The sequence below is a fragment of the Paraburkholderia sp. PGU19 genome (assembly GCF_013426915.1).
Classification (GTDB): domain Bacteria; phylum Pseudomonadota; class Gammaproteobacteria; order Burkholderiales; family Burkholderiaceae; genus Paraburkholderia.
This window is the reverse complement of record NZ_AP023179.1, coordinates 3,762,310-3,787,823: the sequence shown is the minus strand read 5'-3', so window position 1 is coordinate 3,787,823 and position 25,514 is coordinate 3,762,310. Positions and strand designations below refer to the sequence as shown.

Sequence of the window (25,514 nt, the reverse complement as noted above, 5' to 3'; positions counted from 1 at the left end):
CTGATAAGGCGCGAAGCGGAACGGGCACTAAGGCGCTGATCGAGCAATGAATCGATGAGCGCCTTGCCGTTTCCTCCTCCGACCAAGCAACGTTTAAGGAAACACCGTGAATCTCAACGCAACCCTGTTTGCGCAAATGGTCGTGTTCCTGATCCTCGCGTGGTTCACGATGAAGTTCGTGTGGCCGCCGTTGATCAACGCCCTCGACGAGCGCTCGAAAAAGATCGCCGACGGCCTCTCGGCCGCTGAAAAGGGCAAGTTGGAACTCGAAGCCGCGCATAAGCGCGTCGACCAGGAACTCGCTCAGGCACGCAACGACGGCCAGCAACGTATTGCTGACGCCGAAAAGCGTGCAGTCGCGGTCGCCGACGAAATCAAGGCACAGGCGCAAGCCGAAGCTGCTCGCATCATCGCTCAGGCGAAAGCCGACGCGGATCAGCAGGTCGTGAAGGCGCGTGAAACGCTGCGTGGTGAAGTCGCCGCGCTCGCTGTGAAGGGTGCCGAACAGATCCTGAAGCGCGAAGTCGACCAGGCGGCTCACGCCGACCTGCTGAATCAACTCAAAGCCGAGCTCTGATCATGGCCGAACTTGCAACCATCGCCCGTCCGTACGCAGAAGCGCTGTTTGGCGTGGCCGAAGCAGGTGACACCGCCGCCTGGTCCACGCTCGTGCAGGAGCTGGCACAGGTTGCGCGTCTGCCCGAAGTGCTGTCGATTGCCTCGAGCCCGAAAGTCAGCCGTGCCCAGATCAGCGACCTGCTGCTGGCCGCGGTGAAATCGCCGCTCAAGGACAACCCGCAAGCGAAGAATCTGGTTCAGATGCTGGTCGACAATCATCGTCTGCCGCTCTTGCCGGAAATCGCCACGCAGTTCGAAGAGTTGAAGAACGCCCGCGAAGGTGCGGCCGATGCGCTGATCGTCAGCGCATTCCCCCTCGAAGGTGCGCAGCTGAACGACCTCGTCGCAAGCCTCGAACGCAAATTCAAGCGCAAGCTGAAGCCGACAGTCCAGGTGGACTCGTCGCTGATCGGCGGCGTTCGCGTGACGGTTGGCGACGAAGTGCTCGATACCTCGGTCCGCGCGCGGCTCGCCAGCATGCAGACGGCTCTGACGGCCTGAAGCCCTCACGTGGTTGTGACGGCTGGCACGCAACAGAATTGACTATCAGGAGCGAATAATGCAACTCAATCCCTCTGAGATCAGCGAGCTGATCAAGAGCCGGATCCAGGGCCTTGAAGCGAGCGCAGACGTTCGCAACCAGGGCACTGTGATCTCCGTGACCGACGGTATCGTGCGTATCCACGGCCTGTCGGAAGTGATGCAGGGCGAAATGCTCGAATTCCCGGGCAACGTGTACGGCCTCGCGCTGAACCTCGAGCGTGACTCGGTCGGCGCGGTGATTCTGGGCGAATACGAAAGCATCTCCGAAGGCGACATCGTCAAGACGACGGGCCGCATTCTCGAAGTGCCGGTGGGCCCGGAACTGATCGGCCGCGTGGTCGACGCACTGGGTAACCCGATCGACGGCAAGGGCCCGATCAACGCGAAGAAAACCGACGCAATCGAAAAGATTGCTCCGGGCGTGATCTGGCGTAAGTCGGTGTCGCAACCGGTGCAGACTGGTCTGAAGTCGATCGACTCGATGGTGCCGATCGGCCGTGGCCAGCGCGAGCTGATCATCGGCGACCGCCAGTGCGGCAAGACGGCCGTCGCAGTCGACACGATCATCAACCAGAAGGGCAAAGACCTGATCTGTATCTACGTTGCGATCGGCCAGAAGGCTTCGTCGATCGTGAACGTGGTTCGCAAGCTCGAAGAAACGGGCGCGATGGAATACACGATCGTCGTCGCGGCTTCGGCTTCGGAATCGGCAGCGATGCAGTACCTCTCACCGTACGCCGGCTGCACGATGGGCGAATACTTCCGTGACCGCGGCCAGGACGCACTGATCGTTTATGACGACTTGACCAAGCAGGCTTGGGCATACCGTCAGATCTCGCTGCTACTGCGCCGTCCGCCGGGCCGTGAAGCTTATCCGGGCGACGTGTTCTATCTGCACTCGCGTCTGCTGGAACGTGCGGCTCGCGTCTCGGAAGAGTACGTCGAGAAGTTCACGAACGGCGAAGTGAAGGGCAAGAGCGGCTCGCTGACGGCACTGCCCGTCATCGAAACGCAGGCAGGCGACGTGACCGCATTCGTTCCGACGAACGTGATCTCGATTACCGACGGCCAGATCTTCCTGGAAACCGACCTCTTCAACGCAGGTATCCGCCCGGCAATTAACGCCGGTGTGTCGGTGTCGCGCGTGGGTGGTGCGGCGCAGACGAAGGTCGTGAAGAAGCTGTCGGGCGGTATCCGTACCGACCTCGCACAGTACCGTGAACTGGCAGCGTTCGCGCAGTTCGCATCGGACCTCGACGAAGCAACCCGCAAGCAGCTGGAGCGCGGCCGCCGCGTGACGGAACTGCTGAAGCAGCCGCAGTATCAGCCGCTGCAAGTGTGGGAGCTGTCGGTGTCGCTGTTCGCAGCGAACAACGGCTACCTCGACGATCTGGAAGTGTCGCAAGTGCTGCCCTTCGAAAAGGGCCTGCGCGATTTCCTGAAGTCGAAGCACGCTGACCTGATCAAGCGCATCGAAGACAACAAGGACCTCTCGAAGGACGACGAGGGCGCGCTGCATGCCGCACTCAAGGACTTCAAGAAGTCGGGCGCTTATTGATCCGCGAGTGATCCGCAAGGCATAAACGGACCTTGAAGCAGCGTGGGCGCGTGAAAGCGCGTCCGTGCTGCTTCGATCAAGGAGCAAGCAATGGCTGGAATGAAGGAAATTCGCGGCAAGATCAAGAGCGTGCAAAACACGCGCAAGATCACGAAAGCGATGGAGATGGTGGCCGCATCGAAGATGCGCCGCGCTCAGGAGCGCATGCGCGCTGCTCGCCCGTACGCCGACAAGGTCCGCGATATCGCTGCGCACATGAGCAGTGCTACTCCGGAATACCGTCACCCGTTCATGGTCACGAACGAAGGGGCGAAGTCGACAGGCTTCATCCTTGTCACGACTGACAAGGGTCTGTGCGGCGGTATGAATACGAACGTGCTGCGCGCTTCGCTCCAGAAGTTCAAGGAGCTGGAAGGTCAGGGCAAGACGGTCGAAGCGACGGCAATCGGCGGCAAGGGTCTGGGTTTCCTGAACCGTCTGCGCGCGAAGGTCGTGTCGAACGTCGTGCAACTGGGCGACACGCCGCACCTCGAAAAACTGATCGGCGCTGTGAAGGTTCAGCTCGACATGTACTCGGAAGGCAAGGTTTCGGCCGTGTACATCGCGTACACCCGCTTCGTCAACACGATGAAGCAGGAGCCGGTGATCGAGCAGCTGCTGCCGCTGTCGGCGGAACAGTTCGAGAACAAGGACAAGGATGGTCCGACGCCGAAAACGTCGTGGGACTACATCTACGAACCGGACGCGCAAACCGTCGTCGACGAACTGCTGGTGCGTTATGTCGAAGCGTTGGTCTATCAGGCCGTCGCGGAAAACATGGCATCGGAACAGTCGGCACGGATGGTCGCAATGAAGGCCGCTTCGGACAATGCGAAGACGGTCATCAACGAACTGCAGCTCGTGTACAACAAGAGCCGTCAGGCAGCGATCACGAAGGAACTGTCGGAAATCGTCGGTGGCGCCGCGGCAGTCTGACGCTAACGTCGACACGCGGAAGCGCCTTCTGGCGAGTCCACCGAAACTGCGCCGTTGCGCGAGTGAAGAATTGAGTATCTAAAGGAAAAGCGATGAGTACTACTGCTTTGGTAGAAGGCAAGATCGTACAGTGCATCGGCGCGGTGATCGACGTGGAATTCCCGCGTGAGAACATGCCGAAGGTTTACGACGCGCTCATTCTCGAAGGTTCGGACCTGACGCTCGAAGTCCAGCAGCAGCTGGGCGACGGCATTGTCCGTACCATCTGTCTGGGGTCGTCGGACGGTCTGCGCCGTGGCGTCGTGGTGAAGAACACCGCGAAGCCGATCAGCGTGCCCGTCGGCAAGCCGACCCTTGGCCGCATCATGGACGTGCTGGGCCGTCCGATCGACGAAGCCGGCCCGATCTCGAGCGAAACGACGCGCTCGATCCACCAGAAGGCGCCGGCGTTCGACGAACTGTCGCCGTCGACGGAACTGCTGGAAACGGGTATCAAGGTTATCGACCTGATCTGCCCGTTCGCAAAGGGCGGTAAGGTTGGCCTGTTCGGTGGTGCTGGCGTGGGCAAGACCGTCAACATGATGGAGCTCATCAACAACATCGCGAAGGAGCACGGCGGTTACTCCGTGTTCGCGGGCGTGGGCGAGCGTACCCGTGAAGGGAACGACTTCTACCACGAAATGAAGGACTCGAACGTTCTGGACAAGGTCGCGCTGGTGTACGGCCAGATGAACGAGCCGCCGGGCAACCGTCTGCGCGTCGCGCTGACGGGCCTGACGATGGCCGAGCACTTCCGTGACGAAGGCCTCGACGTGCTGTTCTTCGTCGACAACATCTACCGTTTCACGCTGGCGGGCACGGAAGTGTCGGCACTGCTGGGCCGTATGCCTTCCGCAGTGGGCTATCAGCCTACTTTGGCTGAAGAAATGGGCAAGCTGCAAGAGCGCATTACGTCGACCAAGACGGGCTCGATTACGTCGGTTCAGGCCGTGTACGTCCCTGCGGACGACTTGACCGACCCGTCGCCGGCTACGACCTTCGGCCACCTGGACGCAACCGTCGTTCTGTCGCGTGACATCGCTTCGCTGGGTATCTACCCGGCAGTGGACCCGCTCGATTCGACCTCGCGTCAGATCGACCCGCACGTGATCGGCGAAGAGCACTACACGATCACGCGCCGCGTTCAGCAGACGCTGCAGCGCTACAAGGAACTGCGCGACATTATCGCGATTCTGGGCATGGACGAACTGTCGCCGGAAGACAAGCTGTCGGTCGCACGCGCTCGTAAGATCCAGCGTTTCCTGTCGCAGCCGTTCCACGTTGCTGAAGTGTTCACGGGCTCGCCGGGCAAGTACGTGCCGCTGAAGGAAACGATCCGTGGCTTCAAGATGATCGTCGACGGCGAGTGCGATCACCTGCCGGAGCAGGCGTTCTACATGGTCGGCACGATCGACGAAGCCTTCGAAAAGGCCAAGAAGATCCAGTAACGGCTGGGTGTATTGAAGCGGGCGCCGGCTCGCGCGCGGCCGCCGTCGCAAGACGGCCGTCGGGTAAAGCGGGCGCCTCGTCCTACACTCAACCATGGGACCGGAGTTTGGCGCTCACGCGCCGTCTCTGGTCGACAGGAGTCGACATAAATGGCAACCATCAAGGTAGACGTCGTCAGCGCGGAAGAGCAAATCTTCTCGGGCGAGGCGAAGTTCGTTGCGCTGCCGGGCGAAGCGGGCGAGCTCGGCATTCTGCCGGGTCACACGCCGCTCATCACGCGGATTCGTCCGGGTGCCGTGCGCATCGAATCTGAGAACGGCGAAGAGGAGTTCGTGTTCGTCGCTGGCGGCATTCTCGAAGTTCAGCCGGGCGCGGTGACGGTTCTGGCCGACACGGCGATCCGCGGCAAGGATCTCGACGAAGCGAAAGCCGAGCAGGCTCGCAAGCGCGCAGAAGAAGCGCTGCAGAATACTGGCTCGAACCTCGAATACGCGACTGCGCAAGCGGAACTCGCGTATGCGACGGCTCAGCTGGCGGCGATCCAGCGTCTGCGCAAGCTGCGCGGACAGCAATAAGTAGCACAATTGAAAAGCAGCCCTCGTGGCTGCTTTTTTTTCGTCGTCTACTTGACGTTTACGGAAAGGTCAGCAAAATCATACCGATGCCCGAAACAGCTAGAAAGCTGCGGGTAAGACTTGATGCCGGACGGATCATCTCCGGGGCACAATCGGTCGCAAACTCATTCGAATACTGGGATTCATCTCTGGAGACAACACCATGGCAACGCAAGCGGCAGGAGTGGGCGCAGTCATCGAACCGAAAGACGGGCTGTCATACGTGCGCGGTTCGACTGACGTACCTCTAAGCGAGTCGACGGTCGGACAGTTTCTTGTCGATACGGCACGGCGCTTCCCCGATAGACCAGCCGTGGTGTTTCGTGAGCAGGAGATTCGCTGGAGTTGGAAGGAGTTTCAGCAAGAAGTCGACGTTTTGGCGACGGGATTGCTGGAACTTGGCATCCAGAAGGGGGACCGCGTCGGCATCTGGTCGCCGAACCGCGTCGAGTGGCTGATGACGCAATTTGCGACGGCGCGTATCGGCGCGGTGCTCGTCAACATCAACCCCGCCTATCGTCTGGCCGAACTCGAGTACGCGCTGAACAAGGTCAGCTGCAAGGCGATTATCTCGGCCGAGAAATTCAAGTCGTCGATGTATCTGCAGATGCTGCAGGAACTGGCGCCCGAACTGGCGTCGGCCACGCCCGGCGATCTGCACGCCGTACGGCTACCTGACTTGCGCATCGTGATCCGGATGTGCGACACCGAAACGCCTGGCATGCTCACGTTCTCGGATGTCATCGAACGGGGGCGTACCGCATTCGATCCCGCAAGGCTCGAAACAATCGGCGCAACGCTCGACGCGAACGACCCGATCAACATCCAGTTCACGAGCGGCACGACGGGCAATCCGAAAGGCGCGACGCTGACGCACCGGAACGTCGTGAATAACGCACGCTACATCGCGATGGCGATGCGGCTCACGGAGCAGGATTCCCTGTGCATCCCGGTACCGCTGTATCACTGCTTCGGGATGGTACTCGCCGTGCTGGCGTGCGTTTCGGTGGGCGCTGCGATGGTGTTTCCCGGCGAGGCATTCGATCCGGGTGCGACGCTGAAAGCCGTCGCCGAGGAGAAGTGCACTGCGCTGCATGGCGTGCCGACCATGTTCATTGCCGAACTGGACCATCCCGACTTCGCGACTTTCGATCTCACGCGTCTCCGCACGGGCATCATGGCGGGCTCGCCGTGCCCGATCGAAACGATGAAACGCGTCGTGTCGCAAATGCACCTTGCCGAAATCACGATTGCCTACGGAATGACCGAGACAAGTCCGGTGTCGTTCCAGAGCTCGACCACCGATCCCTTGGACAAACGGACGACCACGGTCGGCCGGATTCAGCCGCATCTGGAAGTGAAGGTAGTCGATCCGCTCGGCAATATCGTGCCTGTGGGCGAAACGGGCGAGCTGTGCACGCGCGGCTATTCGGTAATGAACGGTTATTGGGGCGACGAAGCGAAGACACGCGAAAGCGTTGTCGATGGCTGGATGCACACGGGCGACCTGGCGACGATCGACGCCGAGGGATATTGCAACATCGTCGGCCGTCTGAAGGACATGCTGATTCGCGGTGGCGAGAACATCTACCCGCGCGAAATCGAGGAATTTCTGTTTCGCCACCCGAAGATTCAGAGCGCGCAGGTGTTCGGCGTGCCGGATTCGAAGTACGGCGAGGAAGTGTGCGCGTGGATTGTCGCGCGCGCCGGCGAGCATCTCACGGTCGAAGACGTGCAGGAATTTTGCCGCGGCCAGATTGCCCACTACAAGATCCCGAAATACATCCGCTTCGTCGACGAGCTTCCGATGACGGTGACCGGCAAGGTTCAGAAGTTCGTGATGCGCGATCGGATGATCGACGAGCTTCGCTTGAAAGAAGACAAAACCGCGTGACGTAGCGCAGTTGCGTCCCGAAGCAGAAAAGCGAAACGCCGTGTGCAGGGCACACGGCGTTTCGCTTTGAGGGAGTGCCCGCTCGCGCACAGAAGCTTGATGGCGCGCAAACGTTTGGCAGGGCAAAAAAAAAGCGGGCCTGGAGCCCGCTAAAAACCACACGCTACGGGGTTAGCGCGAGGAGACCAATTGAGGAACCGACTACCCGGCGCGATCGACGCCGATCACGATTCCAGCAGAGATGCCCCTGTGAAGAGCTTCGACGCATTTGCGCCGACCGGACGGAAAGGTATGTACAAAGACACTACTACCCGGCCGCATCCGTGCTGAACCCGTGAAAGGCATTGTGGGCGAATTACCCGGCTCGCGCGGTAACAAAGTGTTTCAGGTTGTAACGCCCGTCAGATAAGGCGTTGCGGGATTTTTTGCGATATCGAAACGCTTGTTCGGCAAATATTGCCGATATCTTTCGAGTCCATTGCCCCGCCTTTCGCCTGAACGTTCGAATCGAATACTGCGCTGCGTTATCCCGTTTTCAGCGGCTCACCGATCGTCCATCCCGCCCGTGCAAGGCTCCGAAGTCGAATGCTCATACGGATCACACGGCTACCTGTTTGAAACTGCCGTTTGCCATCCGGCGTCAAGAATGTTGCGACGCAGCAATAACCGACCATCCTGACGGGACTTGTCAGCGACCACGCGAGGACTCAAATGCGCCCGTCCGATCTTCAGGCAGCCGCTTGTACCAATCGGTAAGTGCGACTGCCTCGGCCGTCACAATCTCGGCGTTATTTCAGCCACTTGTCGGATATCGACAGGTATTCCCCCGACGCGCGAGCGAGGTGCAACCACTGGTCGACATACTGCTGAAACACCACATCACCGCGCGGAACCAGCCATGCCTTTTCTCCGTACTGGAACGGTTTGTCAGGATGTACCGAGCACAAACCGGGATTGAGCTTTTGCTGCAACAGCGTCTCAGACGCGTCCGTTACCATCACATCCGCCTTGCCCGCGAGAATCTGCTTGAAGATGGTGACGTTGTCCGGATAGACGACCAGGGTCGCATGCGGCAGGAACTGCCTCGCAAATCGCTCATTGGTGCCACCCGGATTGAAGATCACGCGCGTGGACGGCTGATCGATCTGCGCAACCGTCTGGTACTTGTCGACGTCGTCGCAACGCACGATGGGCGACTTTCCGTCGACCTGATACGCAACCGTGAAGAAAGCCCGCTTCTGCCGGTCCAGCGTCGTCGACACACCGCCGACGGCGACATCGCACTTCGCAACGAAGTCGGTCATCAGGTTCGACCACGACGTCTTTACAAACTCCGCCTTGACGCCGAGCGATTTCGCCAGCGACTCGGCCATGTCGATGTCGATGCCTTCGAACTGCCCGTCCTGTTTATAGAACGAGTACGGCTTGTAGTCGCCCGTCGTGCACGCCCGCATCGTGCCGCGCGCGAGAATTTCATCGAGCCGCGACGACGGCGCGGGTGCGGCATTTTGCGCCTGGACGGCGCCGGCACAGCACATGGCGCCAAGAAGGGCCAGCGTAGCTTTCCTCATTGAGTCTCCTTTATCGTTATCTATGTGGGTGCAACGGAATCGATCATAGTCCGCACAACTACCGGTGACCATCGACCGCAAGGCATAGGACAAACAGCAATTGCCAGGATTACGGACGCGGCGTCGGGCGCTCAGCGGTTAAAATGCGTCTTTGCCTTCAGTCGCGAGCGCCGTGGCCCACAACCTCCTTAACGACACTTTCCTGCGCGCGTTGTTGCGCCAGCCGACCGAATACACGCCGATCTGGCTGATGCGCCAGGCAGGTCGCTATCTGCCGGAATACAACGCGACGCGTAGCCGCGCGGGCAGCTTTCTCGGCCTCGCGAAGAATCCCGATTACGCGACGGAAGTCACGCTGCAGCCGTTAGACCGGTATCCGCTCGACGCCGCGATTCTTTTCTCAGACATCCTGACCATCCCCGACGCGATGGGTCTCGACCTCGATTTCCAGGTCGGCGAAGGGCCGAAGTTCGCGCGTCCGGTGCGCACGGAAGAAGACGTCGCGCGTCTGGCCGTGCCGGATATCGACAGCACGTTGCGTTACGTCACCGACGCCGTGCGCCAGATCCGCACCGCGCTCACCGACGCGCAAGGCCGTCAGCGCGTGCCGCTGATCGGCTTTTCGGGCAGCCCGTGGACGCTTGCGTGCTACATGGTGGAAGGCGGCGGCTCCGACGATTTCCGGACCGTGAAGTCGATGCTCTATGCCCGTCCCGACCTGATGCATCGCATCCTGGACGTCAACGCGAAGGCGGTGGCGGCCTATCTGAACGCGCAGATCGAAGCAGGCGCGCAAGCCGTGATGATTTTCGACACGTGGGGCGGCGCGCTCGCCGACGGCATCTATCAGCGCTTTTCGCTGCACTACATCCAGCAGGTCGTGAGTCAGTTGAAGCGCGAGCACGACGGCAACCGCGTGCCCGTGATCACTTTTACGAAGGGCGGCGGCCTGTGGCTCGAAGAGATCGCCGCGACGGGCGTCGATGCTGTCGGACTCGACTGGGCGGTGAATCTGGGCAAGGCGCGCGAGCGCGTCGGCGGCAAGGTGGCGCTACAGGGCAACATCGATCCTTCCGTGCTGTTCGCGCCGCCGTCGACGATCCGCATCGAAGCGCGCGCGGTGCTCGACAGCTTCGGTAACTTCCCCGGTCACGTCTTCAATCTTGGGCATGGTATTTCGCAGTTCACGCCGCCCGAGAACGTCGCCGAACTGGTCGATGAAGTGCACCGGCATAGCCGCACGATCCGGTCGGCGGGGGGCGACGCCAAAGCGTGAAAGGCATCCGGATTGTGACGTTTTTGTTGCGGCGCAACGACGTGGGCTCTCGGTCTGAGGGGAAAATTGCGTTCCAAAGTCCGCCCCGAGGCCCTCTTAGCGTTGTCAAGACTTGACTTATGCACACTTGTCACGCTGCGGCGCAGTAGAGGAATCGATCGTCGCAGATGCCTTGAAAAGTACGCGGAAATCTGTTCAAGGCCTTGAGCGACAAGGGTTTCCGGGTTCCTAAGACAAATGTGCGCTATCCCACACAGAGGCCCGCACGGCGGCCCTTGCGGGACATCCGGGTCAAGTTCTCAACAAAGTTATCCACAGGCATGCGAGATCGGGCGCAATTGTCGATGCAAAATCAAAACTTAGCGCCGAAATTGAAGTTTTACTTTAAGTGTGTCGGCAGCGGCTCTCGGCCGGTAAGTAACTTTCCTTACGAACGGTGCCTATGCGGGTCGTCGATCTGACGGGCACCTACGTCCGCGTCGCGCTCGATCATCCTCTGCCGACGCTGTTCGATTACCGCTGTGACGCCTCGCTGGCGCCGGCGCCGGGCATGCTCGTCAGCGTACCGTTCGGCAAGCGGCATGTCGTGGGTCTCGTGATGGAAGTGACGGCTCACAGCGACGTGCCCGCCGACCGCCTGAAGTCGGTCCATAGCGTCTGCGCCGCCTGCCCGCCGCTCTCCGAACATTGGCTGCAACTCACGCAGTTCGCCGCCGACTACTATCAGCGCGGCATCGGTGAAGTCGCGTTGCCGGCGCTTCCCCAGGCATTGCGCGATGCGGCCCGCTGGACGCGGCTTTTCGCTCCTGAGGAGCGCTATCGGCTGTTGCCAGCTGGGCGCGCTGCGCTGCCCGATGCGCTTCCGGCGCGCGCCACGGCGTTGCGCCGTCTTGCGGCCGCGCTCTCGGAAGCCGACTCGCTGCCCGCCGCAGATGCCCGCGCATTGCACGCGAAGGCAACGGCGACGCTCGAAGCGTGGCAAGCCGAAGGCTGGGTCGCGCTCGAAGTGGTCGATCCCGCCGCGCACAGCCTCTCGCGAGATCACACGCCGCGCAGCGCGACGCTGCCGACGCTCACAGACGAGCAAACGGCCGCCGTCGAAGCGATCCGCGACGCGCAAGGCTTCGCGCCGTTCCTGTTGCATGGCGTGACGGGCAGCGGCAAGACGGAGGTCTACCTGCGGGCGCTGGCGGGACTGCTGTCGACCAATCCGCAGGCGCAGGCCCTTGTCCTCGTTCCCGAGATCAACCTGACGCCGCAATTCGAGGCTGCGTTCCGCGCGCGCTTCGCGTCGATGGACGATACCGAAATCGTCACACTGCACAGCGGTCTTGCCGAGGGAGAGCGCGCCCGCAACTGGTTTGCCGCGCACACCGGGCGCGCGCGCATCGTACTGGGCACGCGGCTCGCCGTGCTGGCGTCGTTGCCGCATCTGGCCATCATCATCGTCGACGAGGAACACGACCCGGCGTACAAGCAGCAGGAAGGCTTGCGCTATTCCGCGCGCGATCTCGCCATCTGGCGCGCGAAGCAACTCGGCGTGCCGGTCGTGCTCGGCTCAGCGACGCCGTCGCTGGAAAGCTGGTGGCAGGTCGAGCAAGGACGCTACAAACGGCTCACGTTATCGCGCCGTGCCGTCGCCGACGCAGTGCTGCCAACCGTCCACCTCATCGACCTGGAAGACGAGCAGCGGCGCGGGCGCGCTTCGGTGGAGGGTTTGTCGGGGCCGTTGATCGCGGCGCTGAAGGCGCGCCTCGAGCGAAGCGAACAGAGTCTCGTGTTCCTCAACCGTCGCGGCTATGCGCCGCAGCTGGCGTGCGACGCATGCGGCTGGGTCGCGGGCTGCCCGCGATGCAGCGCCTACGTCGTGCTGCACAAGCCGGAGCGCGCGCTGCGCTGCCACCACTGCGGCTGGGAATCGCGCATTCCGCGCTCGTGCCCGGAATGCGGCAATGTCGATATCGCGCCGCTCGGACGCGGAACACAACGTATCGAAGAAGCGCTCGCCGGCGCGGTGCCGGGCGCGCGCGTGCTGCGCATCGATGCCGACAGCACGCGACGCAAGGGCAGCGCGCAGGCGCTGTTTTCGGACGTGCATGCGGGCGAAGTGGATATTCTCGTGGGCACGCAGATGATCGCGAAGGGGCACGATTTCCGCCGGGTGTCGCTGGTGGGCGTGCTGAACGCCGACACGGCGCTGTTTTCCCACGACTTCCGCGCGAGCGAGCGCCTCTTCGCGCAACTGATGCAGGTGAGCGGCCGCGCGGGCCGCGCCGGTTTGCCGGGCGAAGTGCTGGTGCAGACGCGCTATCCGCGTCACGCGTTGTATCACGCGCTGGCTCGCCACGATTACGTCGGCTTCGCCAATTCGACGCTCACCGAACGGCGCGACGCGCATCTGCCGCCGTTCGTCTATCAGGCCATGCTGCGCGCCGAAGGCCGCACACTGGACGCCGCGCTGACGTTCCTGCAACAGGCGGCCGCAGTGCTGGCCGACATTCCCGCCGCCAGCCGCGTGACGGTCTACGACGCCGTGCCGCTCACCATCGTCAAGGTGATGCACGTGCATCGCGCGCAATTGCTGATCGAAAGCGCGTCGCGGGCGGCGTTGCAGACGACGCTGCGTGCCTGGCAACCTGTGTTGCGAACGCTGAAGGGCGTGCTGCGCTGGAGCATCGAAGTCGATCCGCTCGACATCTAGCGAGCCGTGCTGTAAGCAATTTGTCGGCAAACTCCGCGCATCTGTGCGCAAATCCATTTAAGTCATATCGATAAAACGAAAGGTCGTTTCGTTTTGCGACATCGCTCGACTATATTTCGCCGGATCGGCGCATGATTCACAACAATCGATAGCGCGTGCGCCGCCAACTTCGACCGGGGCACAGCAATGGGCGATACGAGACATACCTTGCCGGCGGGCGCACAGCCTTCGCGACCGGCAAGCACCACAGGCGGCGGCGGACTTTTTTCGACGGAAGACTGGTGGGCCGTGTGGGTCGGCTTGCTGGTGATCGTCGTTGCGTGGGCACTGTTCGCGTCGGGCAGCAGCATCAAGTGGCTCGCAACGGCCCCCGCGAAATGGACCGACCCCGGCGCGGCCGGGCAAGACCTGGTCAAGCATCTGCCGAACTACATCGCGCTATTCGTCGTGTTTGCCGTGCTGTTCGGCGTCAGCCTGAGCGTGCTGAAGCAGCGGATCGTGCATTTCCTGGCGTCGTTCGCGATCCTGTTCGCCGTGTCGGTGCTGATTTTCGAAGTCGGCGCGTGGGCCAATGCGTCGAAGTACAACCTCGAACCACCGCTCGTCGCGCTCGCGCTTGGCTTGCTGATCTCGAACGTGTTCCGTCTTCCCGAATGGTTTTCGGCGGGATTGCGCGTCGAGTTTTACATCAAGGTGGGGATCGTGCTGCTCGGCGCGACGCTGCCCTTCACGCTGCTCGTCTGGGCGGGCCCGGTTGCCGTCGGACAGGCGACCATCGTCTCGCTCGTCACGTTCTTCGTGATTTTCTTCGCCGCGAAGGCGCTCGGGCTCGACAAGCGGTTCGCCGCGGTGCTCGGCGTCGGTGGCGCGGTGTGCGGCGTGTCGGCGGCGATCGCGATTGCGGGTGCCGTGCGCGCGAAACGCGAGCACGCGTCGGTGGCGATCACGCTCGTGATCCTGTGGGCGATCGTGATGATCTTCGTGTTGCCGTTCGCGTCGCGCTCGCTCGGACTGTCGACGGCCGTCGCGGGCGCATGGATCGGCACCTCGGAATTCGCCGACGCCGCGGGTATCGCCGCAGCACAAGCCTATGGCGACTTCGCGAAGCACGCGGGCGGCGCGATCGCGGGATCGCCCGAAGCTTCGCTTCAGGCGTTCACGCTGATGAAGGTGGTAGGCCGCGACATCTGGATCGGTATCTGGGCGTTCCTGCTGGCGATCGTCGCGACGACTCGCTGGGAGTCCAGCGAAAGCGGCGTAACCGCGAAGGCCGACGCGCGCGAAATCTGGGCGCGCTTTCCGAAGTTCGTGATCGGCTTCGTGATCGCGTCGGCGCTCGTGACGTGGATCGCGAGCCACTACTCGCTCGCCGACTACCGCAAGGTGGTGACGCCGGAATTCGTCGCGCCGATTACCGCATTGCGCACGTGGGCGTTCATCTTCTGCTTCTTCAGCATCGGACTGACGACGCGCGTGCGCTCACTGGCGGCCACGGGCATCAAGCCGTTCATCGCGTTCACGATTGGCGTCGCCGTCAATATCGCCATCGGCTACGCGCTGTCCGCGCACGTGTTCGCACCGTATTGGAATAGCTTGGGGCAGGGCTCGTGAGCGCGCCCGTCCTCGACGACGCCATCGACGCGCAGCCCGGCGAACGCCGGCCGTGCTGCGCGGATTGCCGGTTTCGCGCCGACGATCGGCATTCGCTTGAGCAGAGCATTCCGGGCCTCGCTGTGTTCGGGTCGGGCTTCGGCGCGAGTGTCGCCGACAGCCGCCTGTGCCTGGTTCACGACCAGCTCGTCGCGCCGCGCGACAGTTGCCGCCGGTTCGCGCGGATGCGCTGACGGCATCCGCGTCAGCGAGGCGCACGCGTGCAGCGCGCCTCCCACCTCGAAGCGTTTAGCCGCGACTCGACTTCGGCTGCACGTCGCGCTCGTCGTCGCGCACTTCAATGGGCGCCAGTTCGCTGCGCGACACACCCGTCGCGCCGCGGATGAACAGCACCATGCACGTCGCGAACATCATCCAGACACCCGTCACTACCAGCCATTTTTCCATTTTGGTCACCCCGTAAAGCGAGACTTCGAACCCCGTACCGTGCGTCATTGCGCATCTCATGACCGGTATAACGGCGCGATTTTCGATTCGATAAGGGTTGCCAGAAAATAATCCGATCCAGGGAAAACACCGAGCGCAACCGCATGCATCCTGACGGTGCACATTCGCCGCTCAGCCTTGTGCGACAAGCCTCACCAAAGGGTGCAACCGTTTCTCGCAACTGGTTGCACCTTTTTATTGAGAGGGGTACGATTCGGCCAACTTTTTAGTCTTTGGCCGGCGTCCGTCGGCGTATAAAGAAGGAATCATGGCGAGCACCACCCTTGGCGTCAAAGTCGACGATCTGTTGCGTACCCGGCTGAAAGATGCCGCCACGCGTCTCGAACGCACTCCGCACTGGCTGATCAAGCAGGCGATCTTCGCGTATCTGGAGAAGATCGAACACGGTCAGCTTCCCGCTGAACTGTCGGGCCACCACAGCGCAACCGAGCTGGTCGACGGTGCCGCCGATTCCGACGAAAGCGACGGGCTGCATCCGTTCCTCGAATTCGCGCAGAACGTGCAGCCGCAATCGGTGCTGCGCGCGGCGATCACGGCCGCGTATCGCCGTCCCGAGCCGGAGTGCCTGCCGTTCCTGCTCGGCCAGGCGCGTCTGCCCGCGAACATCGCGAGCGACGTGCAGACACTGGCGGGCAAGCTCGTCGAAACGCTGCGCGGCAAGAGCAAGGGCGGCGGTGTCGAAGGGCTGATCCACGAGTTCTCGCTGTCGAGCCAGGAAGGCGTCGCGCTGATGTGTCTCGCGGAAGCGCTGCTGCGCATTCCCGATCGCGCCACGCGCGATGCGTTGATCCGCGACAAGATCAGCAAGGGTGACTGGCGCTCGCACGTCGGCCATGCGCCGTCGCTGTTTGTGAACGCGGCGACGTGGGGCCTGATGATCACCGGCAAGCTGGTGACGACGAATAGCGAAACGGGTCTGTCGTCGGCGCTCACGCGCATGATCGGCAAGGGCGGCGAGCCGCTGATCCGCAAGGGCGTCGACATGGCGATGCGCCTGATGGGCGAGCAGTTCGTCACGGGCGAGAATATCTCGGAAGCGCTGGCGAACAGCCGCAAGTTCGAAGCGCGCGGTTTCCGCTACTCGTACGACATGCTCGGCGAAGCCGCGACGACGGAAGCCGACGCGCAGCGCTACTACGCGTCGTACGAACAGGCGATCCACGCGATCGGCAAGGCGGCAGGCGGTCGTGGCATCTACGAAGGCCCCGGCATTTCGATCAAGCTGTCCGCGTTGCATCCGCGCTATTCGCGTTCGCAGCAGGAACGCACGATGAGCGAACTGCTGCCGCGCGTACGCGCGCTGGCGATCCTCGCGCGCCGCTACGACATCGGTCTGAACATCGACGCTGAAGAAGCGGATCGCCTCGAAATCTCGCTCGATCTGCTCGAAGCGCTGTGCTTCGATTCCGAACTGCAAGGCTGGAACGGCATCGGTTTCGTTGTGCAGGCGTACCAGAAGCGCTGCCCGTTCGTGATCGACTACATCGTCGATCTGGCGCGCCGCAGCCGTCACCGCATCATGGTGCGTCTCGTGAAGGGCGCGTACTGGGATACGGAAATCAAGCGCGCGCAGGTGGATGGTCTCGAAGGCTATCCGGTGTACACGCGCAAGATCTATACGGACGTGTCGTACCTCGCGTGCGCGAAGAAGCTGCTCGGCGCGCCGGATGCCGTCTATCCGCAGTTCGCGACGCACAACGCGCACACGCTGTCCGCGATCTATCACCTCGCGGGCCAGAACTACTATCCCGGCCAGTACGAGTTCCAGTGTCTGCACGGCATGGGCGAGCCGCTGTACGAGGAAGTCACGGGCCGCGACAAGCTGAACCGTCCGTGCCGCGTGTATGCGCCTGTCGGCACGCATGAAACGCTGCTCGCGTACCTCGTGCGCCGCCTGCTGGAAAACGGCGCGAATACGTCGTTCGTGAACCGCATCGCTGACGAAAGCGTGGCGATCAAGGACCTCGTTGCTGATCCGGTGGAAGAAGCATCGAAGGTCGTGCCGCTCGGCGCGCCGCACGCGAAAATTCCGCTGCCGCGCAATCTGTTCGGTGCGGAGCGTACCAACTCGATGGGCCTCGATCTGTCGAACGAACATCGTCTCGCGTCGCTGTCGTCGGCGCTGCTGGCGAGCGCGAATCATCCGTGGCGTGCTGCGCCGATGCTCGAAGACAACGAGATCGCCGTCGGCAATGCGCGCGACGTGCGCAATCCGTCAGATCATCGCGACCTCGTCGGCACGGTAGTCGAAGCGACGCCGGAACATGTGAGCGCCGCGCTCTCGCACGCTGTCGCTGCCGCGCCGATCTGGCAGGCGACGCCCGTCGAAGCGCGCGCCGATTGCCTCGCGCGTGCCGCCGATCTGCTCGAAGCGCAGATGCATACGCTGATGGGTCTCGTCGTGCGCGAAGCGGGCAAGTCACTGCCGAACGCCGTCGCCGAAATCCGCGAAGCCATCGACTTCCTGCGCTATTACTCGACGCAGATTCGCGACGAATTTTCGAACGACACGCATCGTCCGCTCGGCCCCGTGGTGTGTATCAGCCCGTGGAATTTCCCGCTGGCGATCTTCATGGGTCAGGTTGCAGCTGCGCTCGCAGCAGGCAACACGGTGCTCGCAAAGCCTGCTGAACAGACGCCGCTGATCGCTGCGCAAGCCGTGCGCATTCTGCGCGAAGCGGGCGTGCCGGCGGGCGCGGTGCAACTGCTGCCGGGCGACGGCGAAACGGTCGGCGCCGCGTTGGTCGCCGATGCGCGCACGCGCGCCGTGATGTTCACTGGCTCGACGGAAGTCGCGCGTCTGATCAACAAGACGCTGTCGAACCGTCTCGACCCCGAAGGCAAGCCGATTCCGCTGATCGCCGAAACGGGCGGCCAGAACGCGATGATCGTCGATTCGTCGGCGCTCGCGGAACAGGTGGTGGCGGACGTGCTGCAGTCGTCGTTCGATTCGGCCGGTCAACGTTGTTCGGCGCTGCGCGTTCTCTGTCTGCAGGACGACGTCGCGGATCGCACGCTCGAAATGCTGACGGGCGCGATGAAGGAACTGGCGGTTGGCAACCCGGACCGTCTGTCGGCGGATGTGGGTCCCGTGATCGACGCGGACGCGAAGCGCGGTATCGACGCGCACATCGCAGGGATGCGCGAGAAGGGCCGCAAGGTCACGCAACTGCCGATGCCCGAAGGTTGCAACGCTGGCACCTTCGTTCCGCCGACGCTGATCGAACTCGACAGCATCGACGAATTGAAGCGCGAAGTGTTTGGTCCCGTGCTGCACGTGGTGCGTTATCGCCGCAGCGCGCTCGACAAACTGCTCGAACAGATCCGCGCAACGGGTTACGGCCTGACGCTCGGCATCCATACGCGTATCGATGAAACGATCGCGCATGTGATCAGCCGCGCGCACGTGGGCAACATCTACGTGAACCGTAACGTGATCGGCGCCGTGGTCGGCGTGCAGCCGTTCGGCGGTGAAGGGTTGTCGGGCACGGGTCCGAAGGCGGGCGGCGCGCTGTATCTGCAACGTCTGCTCGCGACGCGTCCCGCTGGTTTGCCGAAGTCGCTCGCGCGAACGCTGATGGTTGACGGTTCGCAAGCAGCATCGAATGGTACGCAAAACGGTGCCCTGAACGGCAACGCGGCAAGCGATAATCCTGCCGCAGCGCTGACGTCGCTGCGCGACTGGCTGATCGCGGAACGCGAGCCGGTGCTGGCAGCGCGTTGTGACGGCTATCTGGCCAACATTCCGGCGGGCGCGACGGCTGTGCTGTCCGGTCCGACGGGCGAGCGCAACACGTACACGCTCGGCGCGCGCGGCACGGTGCTGTGCGTTGCGTCGACGGCAAGCGGCGCGCGCGTGCAGTTCGCGGCAGCGCTCGCGACGGGCAACAAGGCGCTGTTCGAAGGCGCGGCGGGCGAGCAGCTGTATGCTGCGCTGCCCGCATCGCTCAAGCAGTACGCAAGCGTGAAGAAGAACGCGGAAGCATCGTTCGATGCCGTGCTCTTCGAAGGCGACAGCGACGAACTGCTGACGCTCGTGAAGGACATCGCGAAGCGCGCGGGACCGATCGTGTCGGTGCAGGGCGTTGCAGCGCGCGCGCTGGAAAGCGGCGATGAGGATTACGCGCTCGAACGTCTGCTGACGGAGCGTTCGGTGAGCGTGAATACGGCAGCAGCAGGCGGTAATGCGAATTTGATGACGATCGGCTGAGCGAACCTCGCTTGATCGATTCAAAAAAAATGGCGCGAGACGGCGACCCCGATCACCGCGCCGTCCACACCTGGTACCAAGGAGAAGCTATGCAACATACGATGAAAAAGCTGGCAGGCGCGACGCTGTTCGCTGCCATGTCGCTGGCGGGGACCGCGCACGCACAGCAGGTCGAAGACGTGAAGATCGGCTTCGCCGGCCCGATGACGGGCGCGCAGGCGCACTACGGCAAGGACTTCCAGAACGGCATCACGCTCGCAGTCGAAGACATGAACGCGACGAAGCCGGTGATCGGCGGCAAGCAGGTTCGCTTCGTGCTGGACACGGCGGACGACCAGGCTGACCCGCGCACGGGCACGACCGTCGCGCAGAAGCTCGTCGACGACAACATCAAGGGCATGCTCGGCCACTTCAACTCGGGCACGACGATCCCGGCATCGCGCATCTACGCGAACGCGGGCATTCCGCAGATCGCGATGGCGACGGCACCGGAATACACGCAGCAAGGCTTCAAGACGACGTTCCGCATGATGACCTCGGACACGCAGCAAGGCTCCGTCGCGGGCACGTTCGCTGTGAAGACCCTGGGCATGAAGAAGATCGCGATCGTCGACGACCGCACGGCATATGGCCAGGGTCTCGCCGACCAGTTCGAGAAGGCAGCGAAGGCTGCGGGCGGCACGATCGTCGATCGTGAGTTCACGAACGACAAGGCCGTCGACTTCAAGTCGATCCTGACGAAGCTGAAGTCGGTCCAGCCGGATCTGATCTATTACGGTGGCGCCGATTCGCAGGCTGCGCCGATGGTCAAGCAGATGAAGACGCTGGGTGTCAAGGCTCCGCTGATGGGCGGCGAAATGGTTCATACGCCGACGTTCCTGCAAGTCGCAGGCGATGCGGCGAATGGTACGGTTGCGTCGCTGGCAGGTCTGCCGCTGGAAGAAATGCCTGGCGGCAAGGACTACGTTGCGAAGTACAAGAAGCGTTTCAATGAAGACGTTCAGACGTACTCGCCGTACGCTTATGACGGCGCAATGGCCATGTTCGATGCCATGAAGAAGGCTAATTCGACGGATCCGGCCAAGTACCTGCCGGTGCTGGCGAAGACGAGCATGCCGGCTGTGACGACCAAGGATCTGGCCTATGACGGTAAGGGCGATCTGAAGAACGGCGGTATCACGCTGTATAAGGTTGTCGACGGTAAGTGGACGACGCTGCAGAGCGTGGGTGGGAAGTAAGGTTTTTTGCCTTGCGGCGCTTGGTGATTAGCTGAGCGCTGCTGGTTGTTTTCGAAGCCTCGCAGGGTTTTTTGCTCTGCGAGGCTTTTGTGTTTTTTTTAACGCTTGTCGCTGGCATCCGCGATGCGTTAGCTCGCTTCAAGCGTCGCCCCTGTGCGGGGCTGCACCTACTTTTCTTTGCCGCCGCAAAGAAAAGTAGTCAAAAGAAAGCGGCTCAAACCGAGCCGCTTGACGTTTGCCCGCGGGCCATCAACGGCCCGGGGCTGCGTGTGGTGCGCGTGCCTCGTTACTCCCCGCGCAGCTTCTTGCCCTGCTCGCGCACCTGTTCCAACGTCGCGCCCGGCGTGCTTGCTTCCTGAAGCAGGCGAATTTCGATCACCGCCGGTTTCTTCGATTCCTGCGCGCGTTTGAACGCCGGCATGAAGTCCTCCGTGCGCTCGACGAGTTCCCCGTGTGCGCCGAACGATTTCGCGAACGCTGCGAAGTCCGGGTTCGTCAGCCCCGTTCCGTGCACGCGGTTCGGATAGTGCCGCTCCTGATGCATGCGGATGGTGCCGTACTGGCTGTTGTTCACGACGATGAAAATCACGGGCAGATCGTATTGCATCGCCGTCGCGATTTCCGATGACGACATCATGAAGCAGCCATCGCCCGCAAATGCCACCACTGCGCGATCCGGATACAGCGACTTTGCCGCAATCGCCGCCGGCACGCCGTAGCCCATCGCGCCGCTCGTCGGTGCAAGCTGCGAGCGGAAGTGGCGGTACGCGAAGTGCCGGTGCAGCCACGTTGCGTAGTTGCCCGCGCCGTTCGTCAGGATCGCGTCCTTCGGCAAGTGCTCGCGCAGTTGCAACATGATCTCGCCAAGCTGCACGTCGCCCGGAATCTTGCGCGGCTTGCGCCATTCGAGATACGCGTCGTGCGCTTCTTTTGCCGTGCCTTCCCAGGCGGGTTTCGTCGACGGCTTCAGTTGCGCCAGCATCGACGCGATTTCCGGCATGCCGGAGACAATCGGCAGATCGGCGGAATAGACGCGGCCGAGTTCTTCCGCGCCCTGGTGAACGTGGATCAACGTCTGCTTCGTTTTCGGAATGTCGAAGAGCGTGTAGCCGTTCGTCGTCGCTTCGCCCAGGCGTGGACCGAGCGCAAACAGCACGTCGGCGTCCTGAATACGTTTGGCAAGCGCCGGGTTGATGCCGAGCCCGACGTCGCCCGCGTAGTTCGGATGCTCGTTGTCGAGCGTGTCCTGGAAGCGGAATGCGAGGCCGATCGGGAGCTGCCAGTTTTCGATGAACGTGCGCAGGTCTTCACATGCTTGCGGCGTCCAGCCGCTGCCGCCTGCGATTACCATCGGTTTCTTCGCGCCTTCGAGCAGGCCGCGCAAGCGCTCGATCTGCTGCGGCGCGGGCGCTGCGGCAACGCGCTGATAGGCGGGCGCGCCCGGCATCGCCGCGCACGCGTCGCTCAACATGTCTTCCGGCAGCGACAGCACCACAGGACCCGGACGGCCCGATGTCGCCGTGTGGAACGCGTGGCTCATGTACTCGGGAATGCGGCGCGCGTCGTCGATCTGCGCGACCCACTTCGCCATCTGCCCAAACATGCGCCGATAGTCGATTTCCTGGAACGCCTCGCGGTCCAGATGCTCGCGCGCGCATTGGCCGATCAGCAGGATCATCGGCGTCGAATCCTGAAACGCGGTGTGCACGCCAATCGATGCGTGCGTCGCGCCCGGGCCGCGCGTGACGATTGCAATGCCCGGCCGGCCCGTCAGCTTGCCGACGGCTTCCGCCATGTTGGCGGCGGCCGCTTCGTGGCGGCACACAACCGTCTGAATTTGCGACGATTCGTCGTGCAGCGAATCGAGTACTGCCAGAAAACTTTCACCGGGCACGCAGAACACGCGCTCGACGCCATGCGTCAACAGCGCGTCGACCATGAGCCGTGCGCCGGTAGTCATATTTGAAGCATCGGAAGACAGCGACATTGCGAAGACACCTCCAGTCAGAAGAGCTTCGACAGCTTACGCCGAGACCCTCGTCGATGTCATTCGTAAAAGCGGCATCAACATTCGATGATGTTCACCGCCAGCCCGCCGCGCGACGTTTCCTTGTACTTGGTCTTCATGTCGGCGCCCGTTTCGCGCATCGTCTTGATGACGGAATCGAGCGAAACATAATGGCTGCCGTCGCCGCGCAACGCCATGCGCGCGGCGTTCACCGCCTTTACCGACGCCATCGCGTTGCGCTCGATGCAAGGAATCTGCACCATCCCGCCGACGGGGTCGCACGTGAGGCCAAGATTGTGTTCCATGCCGATTTCCGCGGCGTTTTCCACTTGCAACGGCGTGCCGCCCATCACGGCCGCGAGCGCGCCCGCCGCCATCGAGCACGCGACGCCCACTTCGCCCTGGCAGCCCACTTCCGCGCCGGAGATCGACGCGTTCAGCTTGTACAGAATGCCGATTGCAGCCGCCGTCATCAGAAAGTCGAACACGCCTTGCTGGTTCGAGTTCGGCATGAAGCGCGTGTAGTAATGCAGCACGGCAGGGATGATGCCCGCTGCGCCGTTGGTCGGCGCGGTGACCACGCGGCCGCCCGCCGCGTTTTCTTCGTTGACGGCAATCGCGTACAGGTTGATCCAGTCGACCATCGACAGCGGGTCCTGCAACGCACGCTCCGGATTGCTCGTCAGCGCGCGATACAGTTGCGGCGCGCGCCGCTTCACCTGGAACGGGCCAGGTAGATTGCCGTCCGCGTCCGGATTGTTGATGCCGCAGCCGCGCGCAACGCACGATTGCATCACGTCCCAGATCTTCAGCAGGCCCGTGCGCGTCTCTTCATCCGTGTGCCATGCGCGCTCGTTGTCCCACATCAGTTGCGCGATGCTTTTGCCCGTCGTCTTGCACATCTCAAGCAAATCGGCACCGCTGCGGAACGGATGCGGCAACTGTTCGACAGCGGCGAGCACCTTCGTATTCGGCGCGCCCGCCGTCACGACAAAGCCGCCGCCAACCGACAGATACGTCGATTCGCGCAGCGTCTCGCCGTTCGCATCGAAAGCGCGCAGCTTGAGGCCGTTCGGATGCTCGGGCAGCGCCTGGCGGTAAAACGAAATGTGGTCCTTCTGCACGAACGGAATAGCGTGCGTGCCGAGCAGCGCGAGCGTGCGTGACGTGCGGACCTGTTCGAGGCGAGCGGCAATCGTCTCGGGATCGACGGTATCGGGCGCGTCGCCGAGCAGGCCGAGCATCACGCCGCGATCGGTGCCGTGGCCTTTGCCCGTCGCACCGAGCGAACCATACAGATCGACCTTCACCGATGCCGTGTTGTCGAGCAGTCCATCGCGCTCGAGCCCTTGCGCGAACATCAGCGCCGCACGCATGGGACCGACCGTGTGTGAACTCGACGGGCCAATGCCGATTTTGAAGAGATCGAAAACGCTGACTGCCATCACTGCTCCTGCTAGCTGGAAATTCGTTTGTGCTGCACTGCGCGGGTAGCGCGGCAGCAGAATGTGCCGCGCGTGATCAACGCGCCGGCAAAGGCAGACACACGGCGAGCCACGCGGGCGGCGTCGGTGCCAGTTTCAGCGCGACGGGCGTGTAGCGTCCGTCGAGCCGCGCGGCGAGGTGATACAGCTCAGCCGCATTCTTCGGGTCCCACTGTCCACTATAGCCCGGCAAACCGGCCTCGCGGCGCTTTGTGTCGAAAGGCACGCTTGAACGCACGAATTCGTCGTGCGTCTTCGCGCCCGTTGCATACGGCGTGAGCCAGTTCAACGCGGCGGCGAGCGTCGCGCCGCTCGGCGCGCGTTCGTTCAGCCAGTTGCGATTGTGGCGGCGCGCGGCGAGCGCGGCCGTCACCAGCGGCTGCAGATCGTAAGTCACATAGTGCAGCGCATCGCGCTCGCCGAAATCGACGGTCGTGCCGTCGGGCGCGATGTTGTCGTTGACGTGCTCGACGTACAGGCGCTGCGCCGCCTCGATCATCTTGCGGTTGTCGAGCGTAAAAGCCGCCATTGCGATCAGTTTCACGCGGTGGCTTTGCCAATTGTTGCGGAACGTGCCCGTCAGCGGCCGCTTCTGCGCGTCGATCTGCGCGATATAGCCGTTCGCGAGCTTCGCGAGGAAGGCCATCGTTGCATTGCGCGTCTTCACGGGCAGGGCGCTCGCCGTCATGTCGTACGCGAGGATCAGCCCTTCGAACGGCGTTTCGTCGATCGGATTGAACGACGGCTGGTAGGTCGTGACCCATGCATACAGCAGGCGGTCGACCAGTTTCAAATAGCGGTCGTCGCTGGTGGCGCGCCATGCGAGCGCGGCGTCGCGCAACAGGTCGAGATCTCTCTCCGCTTCCTTGCTCTGGTCGTAGATGCCCTCGTGAGGCAGCGTGCCTTCCGTGTGCAACTGACGCACCGCGTGCGCCGGCTCGTTCAGATGCGCCTGAACATTGCTCACCAAAGCCTTGACGCCCGGATCGGAATTGGTGCGCTCGCTGGTTTGCAGCGCGGGCGCGGCGCAGAGGTTCATTGCGGCGTGGGCGCTCTGACCGCAAAGCGCGACTGCCGCGATCAACAGCGCGGTAAGCGGAGAAGCAGGAAAGGGTTGTTGCGGCGCACGCGTACGGTGTGTCGTCGGTTGCATCATTCGCACCTGTCGCACCATGCGAAACTCCTTCGTTGGGCTGATTCGGTGTGAGATGGTAACGG

Annotated in this window: 18 protein-coding genes; 13 read left to right on the top strand and 5 right to left on the bottom strand. The window is 62.6% G+C overall.

Features of this window, described 5'->3' with window-relative positions; translation table 11 throughout:
* The first annotated feature begins 106 nt into the window (after positions 1–106).
* The 7 genes from H1204_RS17265 to H1204_RS17235 all read left to right on the top strand — a co-directional run bounded on the left by H1204_RS17265 (position 107) and on the right by H1204_RS17235 (position 7,690).
* Positions 107–577, top strand: a complete 471-nt coding sequence (locus H1204_RS17265; RefSeq protein ID WP_007742789.1) for a F0F1 ATP synthase subunit B — start codon at positions 107–109, stop codon at positions 575–577.
* A gap of 2 nt (positions 578–579) precedes the next feature.
* Positions 580–1,119: a F0F1 ATP synthase subunit delta gene (locus tag H1204_RS17260; RefSeq protein ID WP_180729236.1), complete on the top strand. Its 540-nt coding sequence runs from the start codon at positions 580–582 to the stop codon at positions 1,117–1,119.
* 58 nt (positions 1,120–1,177) lie between these two features.
* Positions 1,178–2,719, top strand: coding sequence for a F0F1 ATP synthase subunit alpha (atpA, locus tag H1204_RS17255; protein ID WP_180729235.1), 1,542 nt, complete (start codon positions 1,178–1,180; stop codon positions 2,717–2,719).
* A gap of 90 nt (positions 2,720–2,809) precedes the next feature.
* Positions 2,810–3,694 (top strand): F0F1 ATP synthase subunit gamma, encoded by an 885-nt coding sequence (gene atpG / locus H1204_RS17250; RefSeq protein WP_180729234.1) that lies wholly within the window; start codon positions 2,810–2,812, stop codon positions 3,692–3,694.
* A 92-nt stretch (positions 3,695–3,786) separates the two neighbouring features.
* Positions 3,787–5,181, top strand: a complete 1,395-nt coding sequence (atpD, locus tag H1204_RS17245) for a F0F1 ATP synthase subunit beta (protein ID WP_180729233.1) — start codon at positions 3,787–3,789, stop codon at positions 5,179–5,181.
* 150 nt (positions 5,182–5,331) lie between these two features.
* Positions 5,332–5,757, top strand: coding sequence for a F0F1 ATP synthase subunit epsilon (locus H1204_RS17240; RefSeq protein ID WP_028364002.1), 426 nt, complete (start codon positions 5,332–5,334; stop codon positions 5,755–5,757).
* A 202-nt stretch (positions 5,758–5,959) separates the two neighbouring features.
* Entirely contained in the window at positions 5,960–7,690 is a 1,731-nt protein-coding gene (locus tag H1204_RS17235) for an AMP-binding protein (protein ID WP_180729232.1), read from the top strand.
* Between the two features lie 788 nt (positions 7,691–8,478).
* Here H1204_RS17235 and H1204_RS17230 read toward each other — a convergent pair.
* Positions 8,479–9,261 carry a transporter substrate-binding domain-containing protein gene (locus tag H1204_RS17230; protein ID WP_180729231.1) on the bottom strand — a complete coding sequence of 261 codons (783 nt, stop codon included), beginning with the start codon at positions 9,259–9,261 and terminating at the stop codon, positions 8,479–8,481.
* A 172-nt stretch (positions 9,262–9,433) separates the two neighbouring features.
* Here H1204_RS17230 and hemE point away from each other — a divergent pair, with 172 nt between their 5' ends.
* The 4 genes from hemE to H1204_RS17210 all read left to right on the top strand — a co-directional run bounded on the left by hemE (position 9,434) and on the right by H1204_RS17210 (position 15,082).
* Complete coding sequence (gene hemE / locus H1204_RS17225) at positions 9,434–10,537, top strand: uroporphyrinogen decarboxylase (RefSeq protein WP_180729230.1); 1,104 nt, start codon at positions 9,434–9,436, stop codon at positions 10,535–10,537.
* A gap of 442 nt (positions 10,538–10,979) precedes the next feature.
* On the top strand, positions 10,980–13,238 hold the full coding sequence (locus H1204_RS17220; protein WP_180729229.1) for a primosomal protein N': 2,259 nt from the start codon (positions 10,980–10,982) through the stop codon (positions 13,236–13,238).
* A gap of 186 nt (positions 13,239–13,424) precedes the next feature.
* Positions 13,425–14,849: a putative sulfate exporter family transporter gene (locus tag H1204_RS17215; protein WP_180729228.1), complete on the top strand. Its 1,425-nt coding sequence runs from the start codon at positions 13,425–13,427 to the stop codon at positions 14,847–14,849.
* Positions 14,846–15,082 (top strand): hypothetical protein, encoded by a 237-nt coding sequence (locus H1204_RS17210; RefSeq protein WP_180729227.1) that lies wholly within the window; start codon positions 14,846–14,848, stop codon positions 15,080–15,082. Before H1204_RS17215 ends, H1204_RS17210 begins: the two co-directional genes overlap by 4 nt.
* 55 nt (positions 15,083–15,137) lie before the next feature.
* Here the strand turns inward: H1204_RS17210 and H1204_RS17205 are convergent, their stop codons facing one another.
* On the bottom strand, positions 15,138–15,344 hold the full coding sequence (locus H1204_RS17205; protein WP_180727980.1) for a hypothetical protein: 207 nt from the start codon (positions 15,342–15,344) through the stop codon (positions 15,138–15,140).
* A gap of 259 nt (positions 15,345–15,603) precedes the next feature.
* Here H1204_RS17205 and putA point away from each other — a divergent pair, with 259 nt between their 5' ends.
* On the top strand, positions 15,604–19,566 hold the full coding sequence (gene putA, locus H1204_RS17200; RefSeq protein ID WP_180729226.1) for a trifunctional transcriptional regulator/proline dehydrogenase/L-glutamate gamma-semialdehyde dehydrogenase: 3,963 nt from the start codon (positions 15,604–15,606) through the stop codon (positions 19,564–19,566).
* An 89-nt stretch (positions 19,567–19,655) separates the two neighbouring features.
* Positions 19,656–20,804, top strand: a complete 1,149-nt coding sequence (locus tag H1204_RS17195) for a branched-chain amino acid ABC transporter substrate-binding protein (RefSeq protein WP_180729225.1) — start codon at positions 19,656–19,658, stop codon at positions 20,802–20,804.
* Positions 20,805–21,090: 286 nt separating this feature from the next.
* Here the strand turns inward: H1204_RS17195 and H1204_RS17190 are convergent, their stop codons facing one another.
* From H1204_RS17190 to H1204_RS17180, 3 genes are all read right to left on the bottom strand, one after another.
* Positions 21,091–22,791, bottom strand: coding sequence for a thiamine pyrophosphate-binding protein (locus H1204_RS17190; protein ID WP_180729224.1), 1,701 nt, complete (start codon positions 22,789–22,791; stop codon positions 21,091–21,093).
* 77 nt (positions 22,792–22,868) lie between these two features.
* Entirely contained in the window at positions 22,869–24,257 is a 1,389-nt protein-coding gene (locus H1204_RS17185) for an L-serine ammonia-lyase (protein ID WP_180729223.1), read from the bottom strand.
* Between the two features lie 76 nt (positions 24,258–24,333).
* Positions 24,334–25,470, bottom strand: a complete 1,137-nt coding sequence (locus H1204_RS17180; RefSeq protein ID WP_180729222.1) for an alginate lyase family protein — start codon at positions 25,468–25,470, stop codon at positions 24,334–24,336.
* Between the last annotated feature and the right edge of the window lie 44 nt (positions 25,471–25,514).

Bases quoted from the DNA above. Each gene is read 5' to 3' on its own strand.
- atpA (WP_180729235.1), top strand. From the start codon at position 1,178: ATGCAACTCAATCCCTCTGAGATCAGCGAGCTGATCAAGAGCCGGATC.
- H1204_RS17220 (WP_180729229.1), top strand. From the start codon at position 10,980: ATGCGGGTCGTCGATCTGACGGGCACCTACGTCCGCGTCGCGCTCGAT.
- H1204_RS17205 (WP_180727980.1), bottom strand. From the start codon at position 15,344: ATGACGCACGGTACGGGGTTCGAAGTCTCGCTTTACGGGGTGACCAAA.
- H1204_RS17190 (WP_180729224.1), bottom strand. From the start codon at position 22,791: ATGTCGCTGTCTTCCGATGCTTCAAATATGACTACCGGCGCACGGCTC.
- H1204_RS17230 (WP_180729231.1), bottom strand. From the start codon at position 9,261: ATGAGGAAAGCTACGCTGGCCCTTCTTGGCGCCATGTGCTGTGCCGGC.
- H1204_RS17240 (WP_028364002.1), top strand. From the start codon at position 5,332: ATGGCAACCATCAAGGTAGACGTCGTCAGCGCGGAAGAGCAAATCTTC.
- H1204_RS17235 (WP_180729232.1), top strand. From the start codon at position 5,960: ATGGCAACGCAAGCGGCAGGAGTGGGCGCAGTCATCGAACCGAAAGAC.
- H1204_RS17185 (WP_180729223.1), bottom strand. From the start codon at position 24,257: ATGGCAGTCAGCGTTTTCGATCTCTTCAAAATCGGCATTGGCCCGTCG.
- atpG (WP_180729234.1), top strand. From the start codon at position 2,810: ATGGCTGGAATGAAGGAAATTCGCGGCAAGATCAAGAGCGTGCAAAAC.
- H1204_RS17260 (WP_180729236.1), top strand. From the start codon at position 580: ATGGCCGAACTTGCAACCATCGCCCGTCCGTACGCAGAAGCGCTGTTT.
- H1204_RS17215 (WP_180729228.1), top strand. From the start codon at position 13,425: ATGGGCGATACGAGACATACCTTGCCGGCGGGCGCACAGCCTTCGCGA.
- H1204_RS17195 (WP_180729225.1), top strand. From the start codon at position 19,656: ATGCAACATACGATGAAAAAGCTGGCAGGCGCGACGCTGTTCGCTGCC.
- atpD (WP_180729233.1), top strand. From the start codon at position 3,787: ATGAGTACTACTGCTTTGGTAGAAGGCAAGATCGTACAGTGCATCGGC.
- putA (WP_180729226.1), top strand. From the start codon at position 15,604: ATGGCGAGCACCACCCTTGGCGTCAAAGTCGACGATCTGTTGCGTACC.
- H1204_RS17180 (WP_180729222.1), bottom strand. From the start codon at position 25,470: ATGGTGCGACAGGTGCGAATGATGCAACCGACGACACACCGTACGCGT.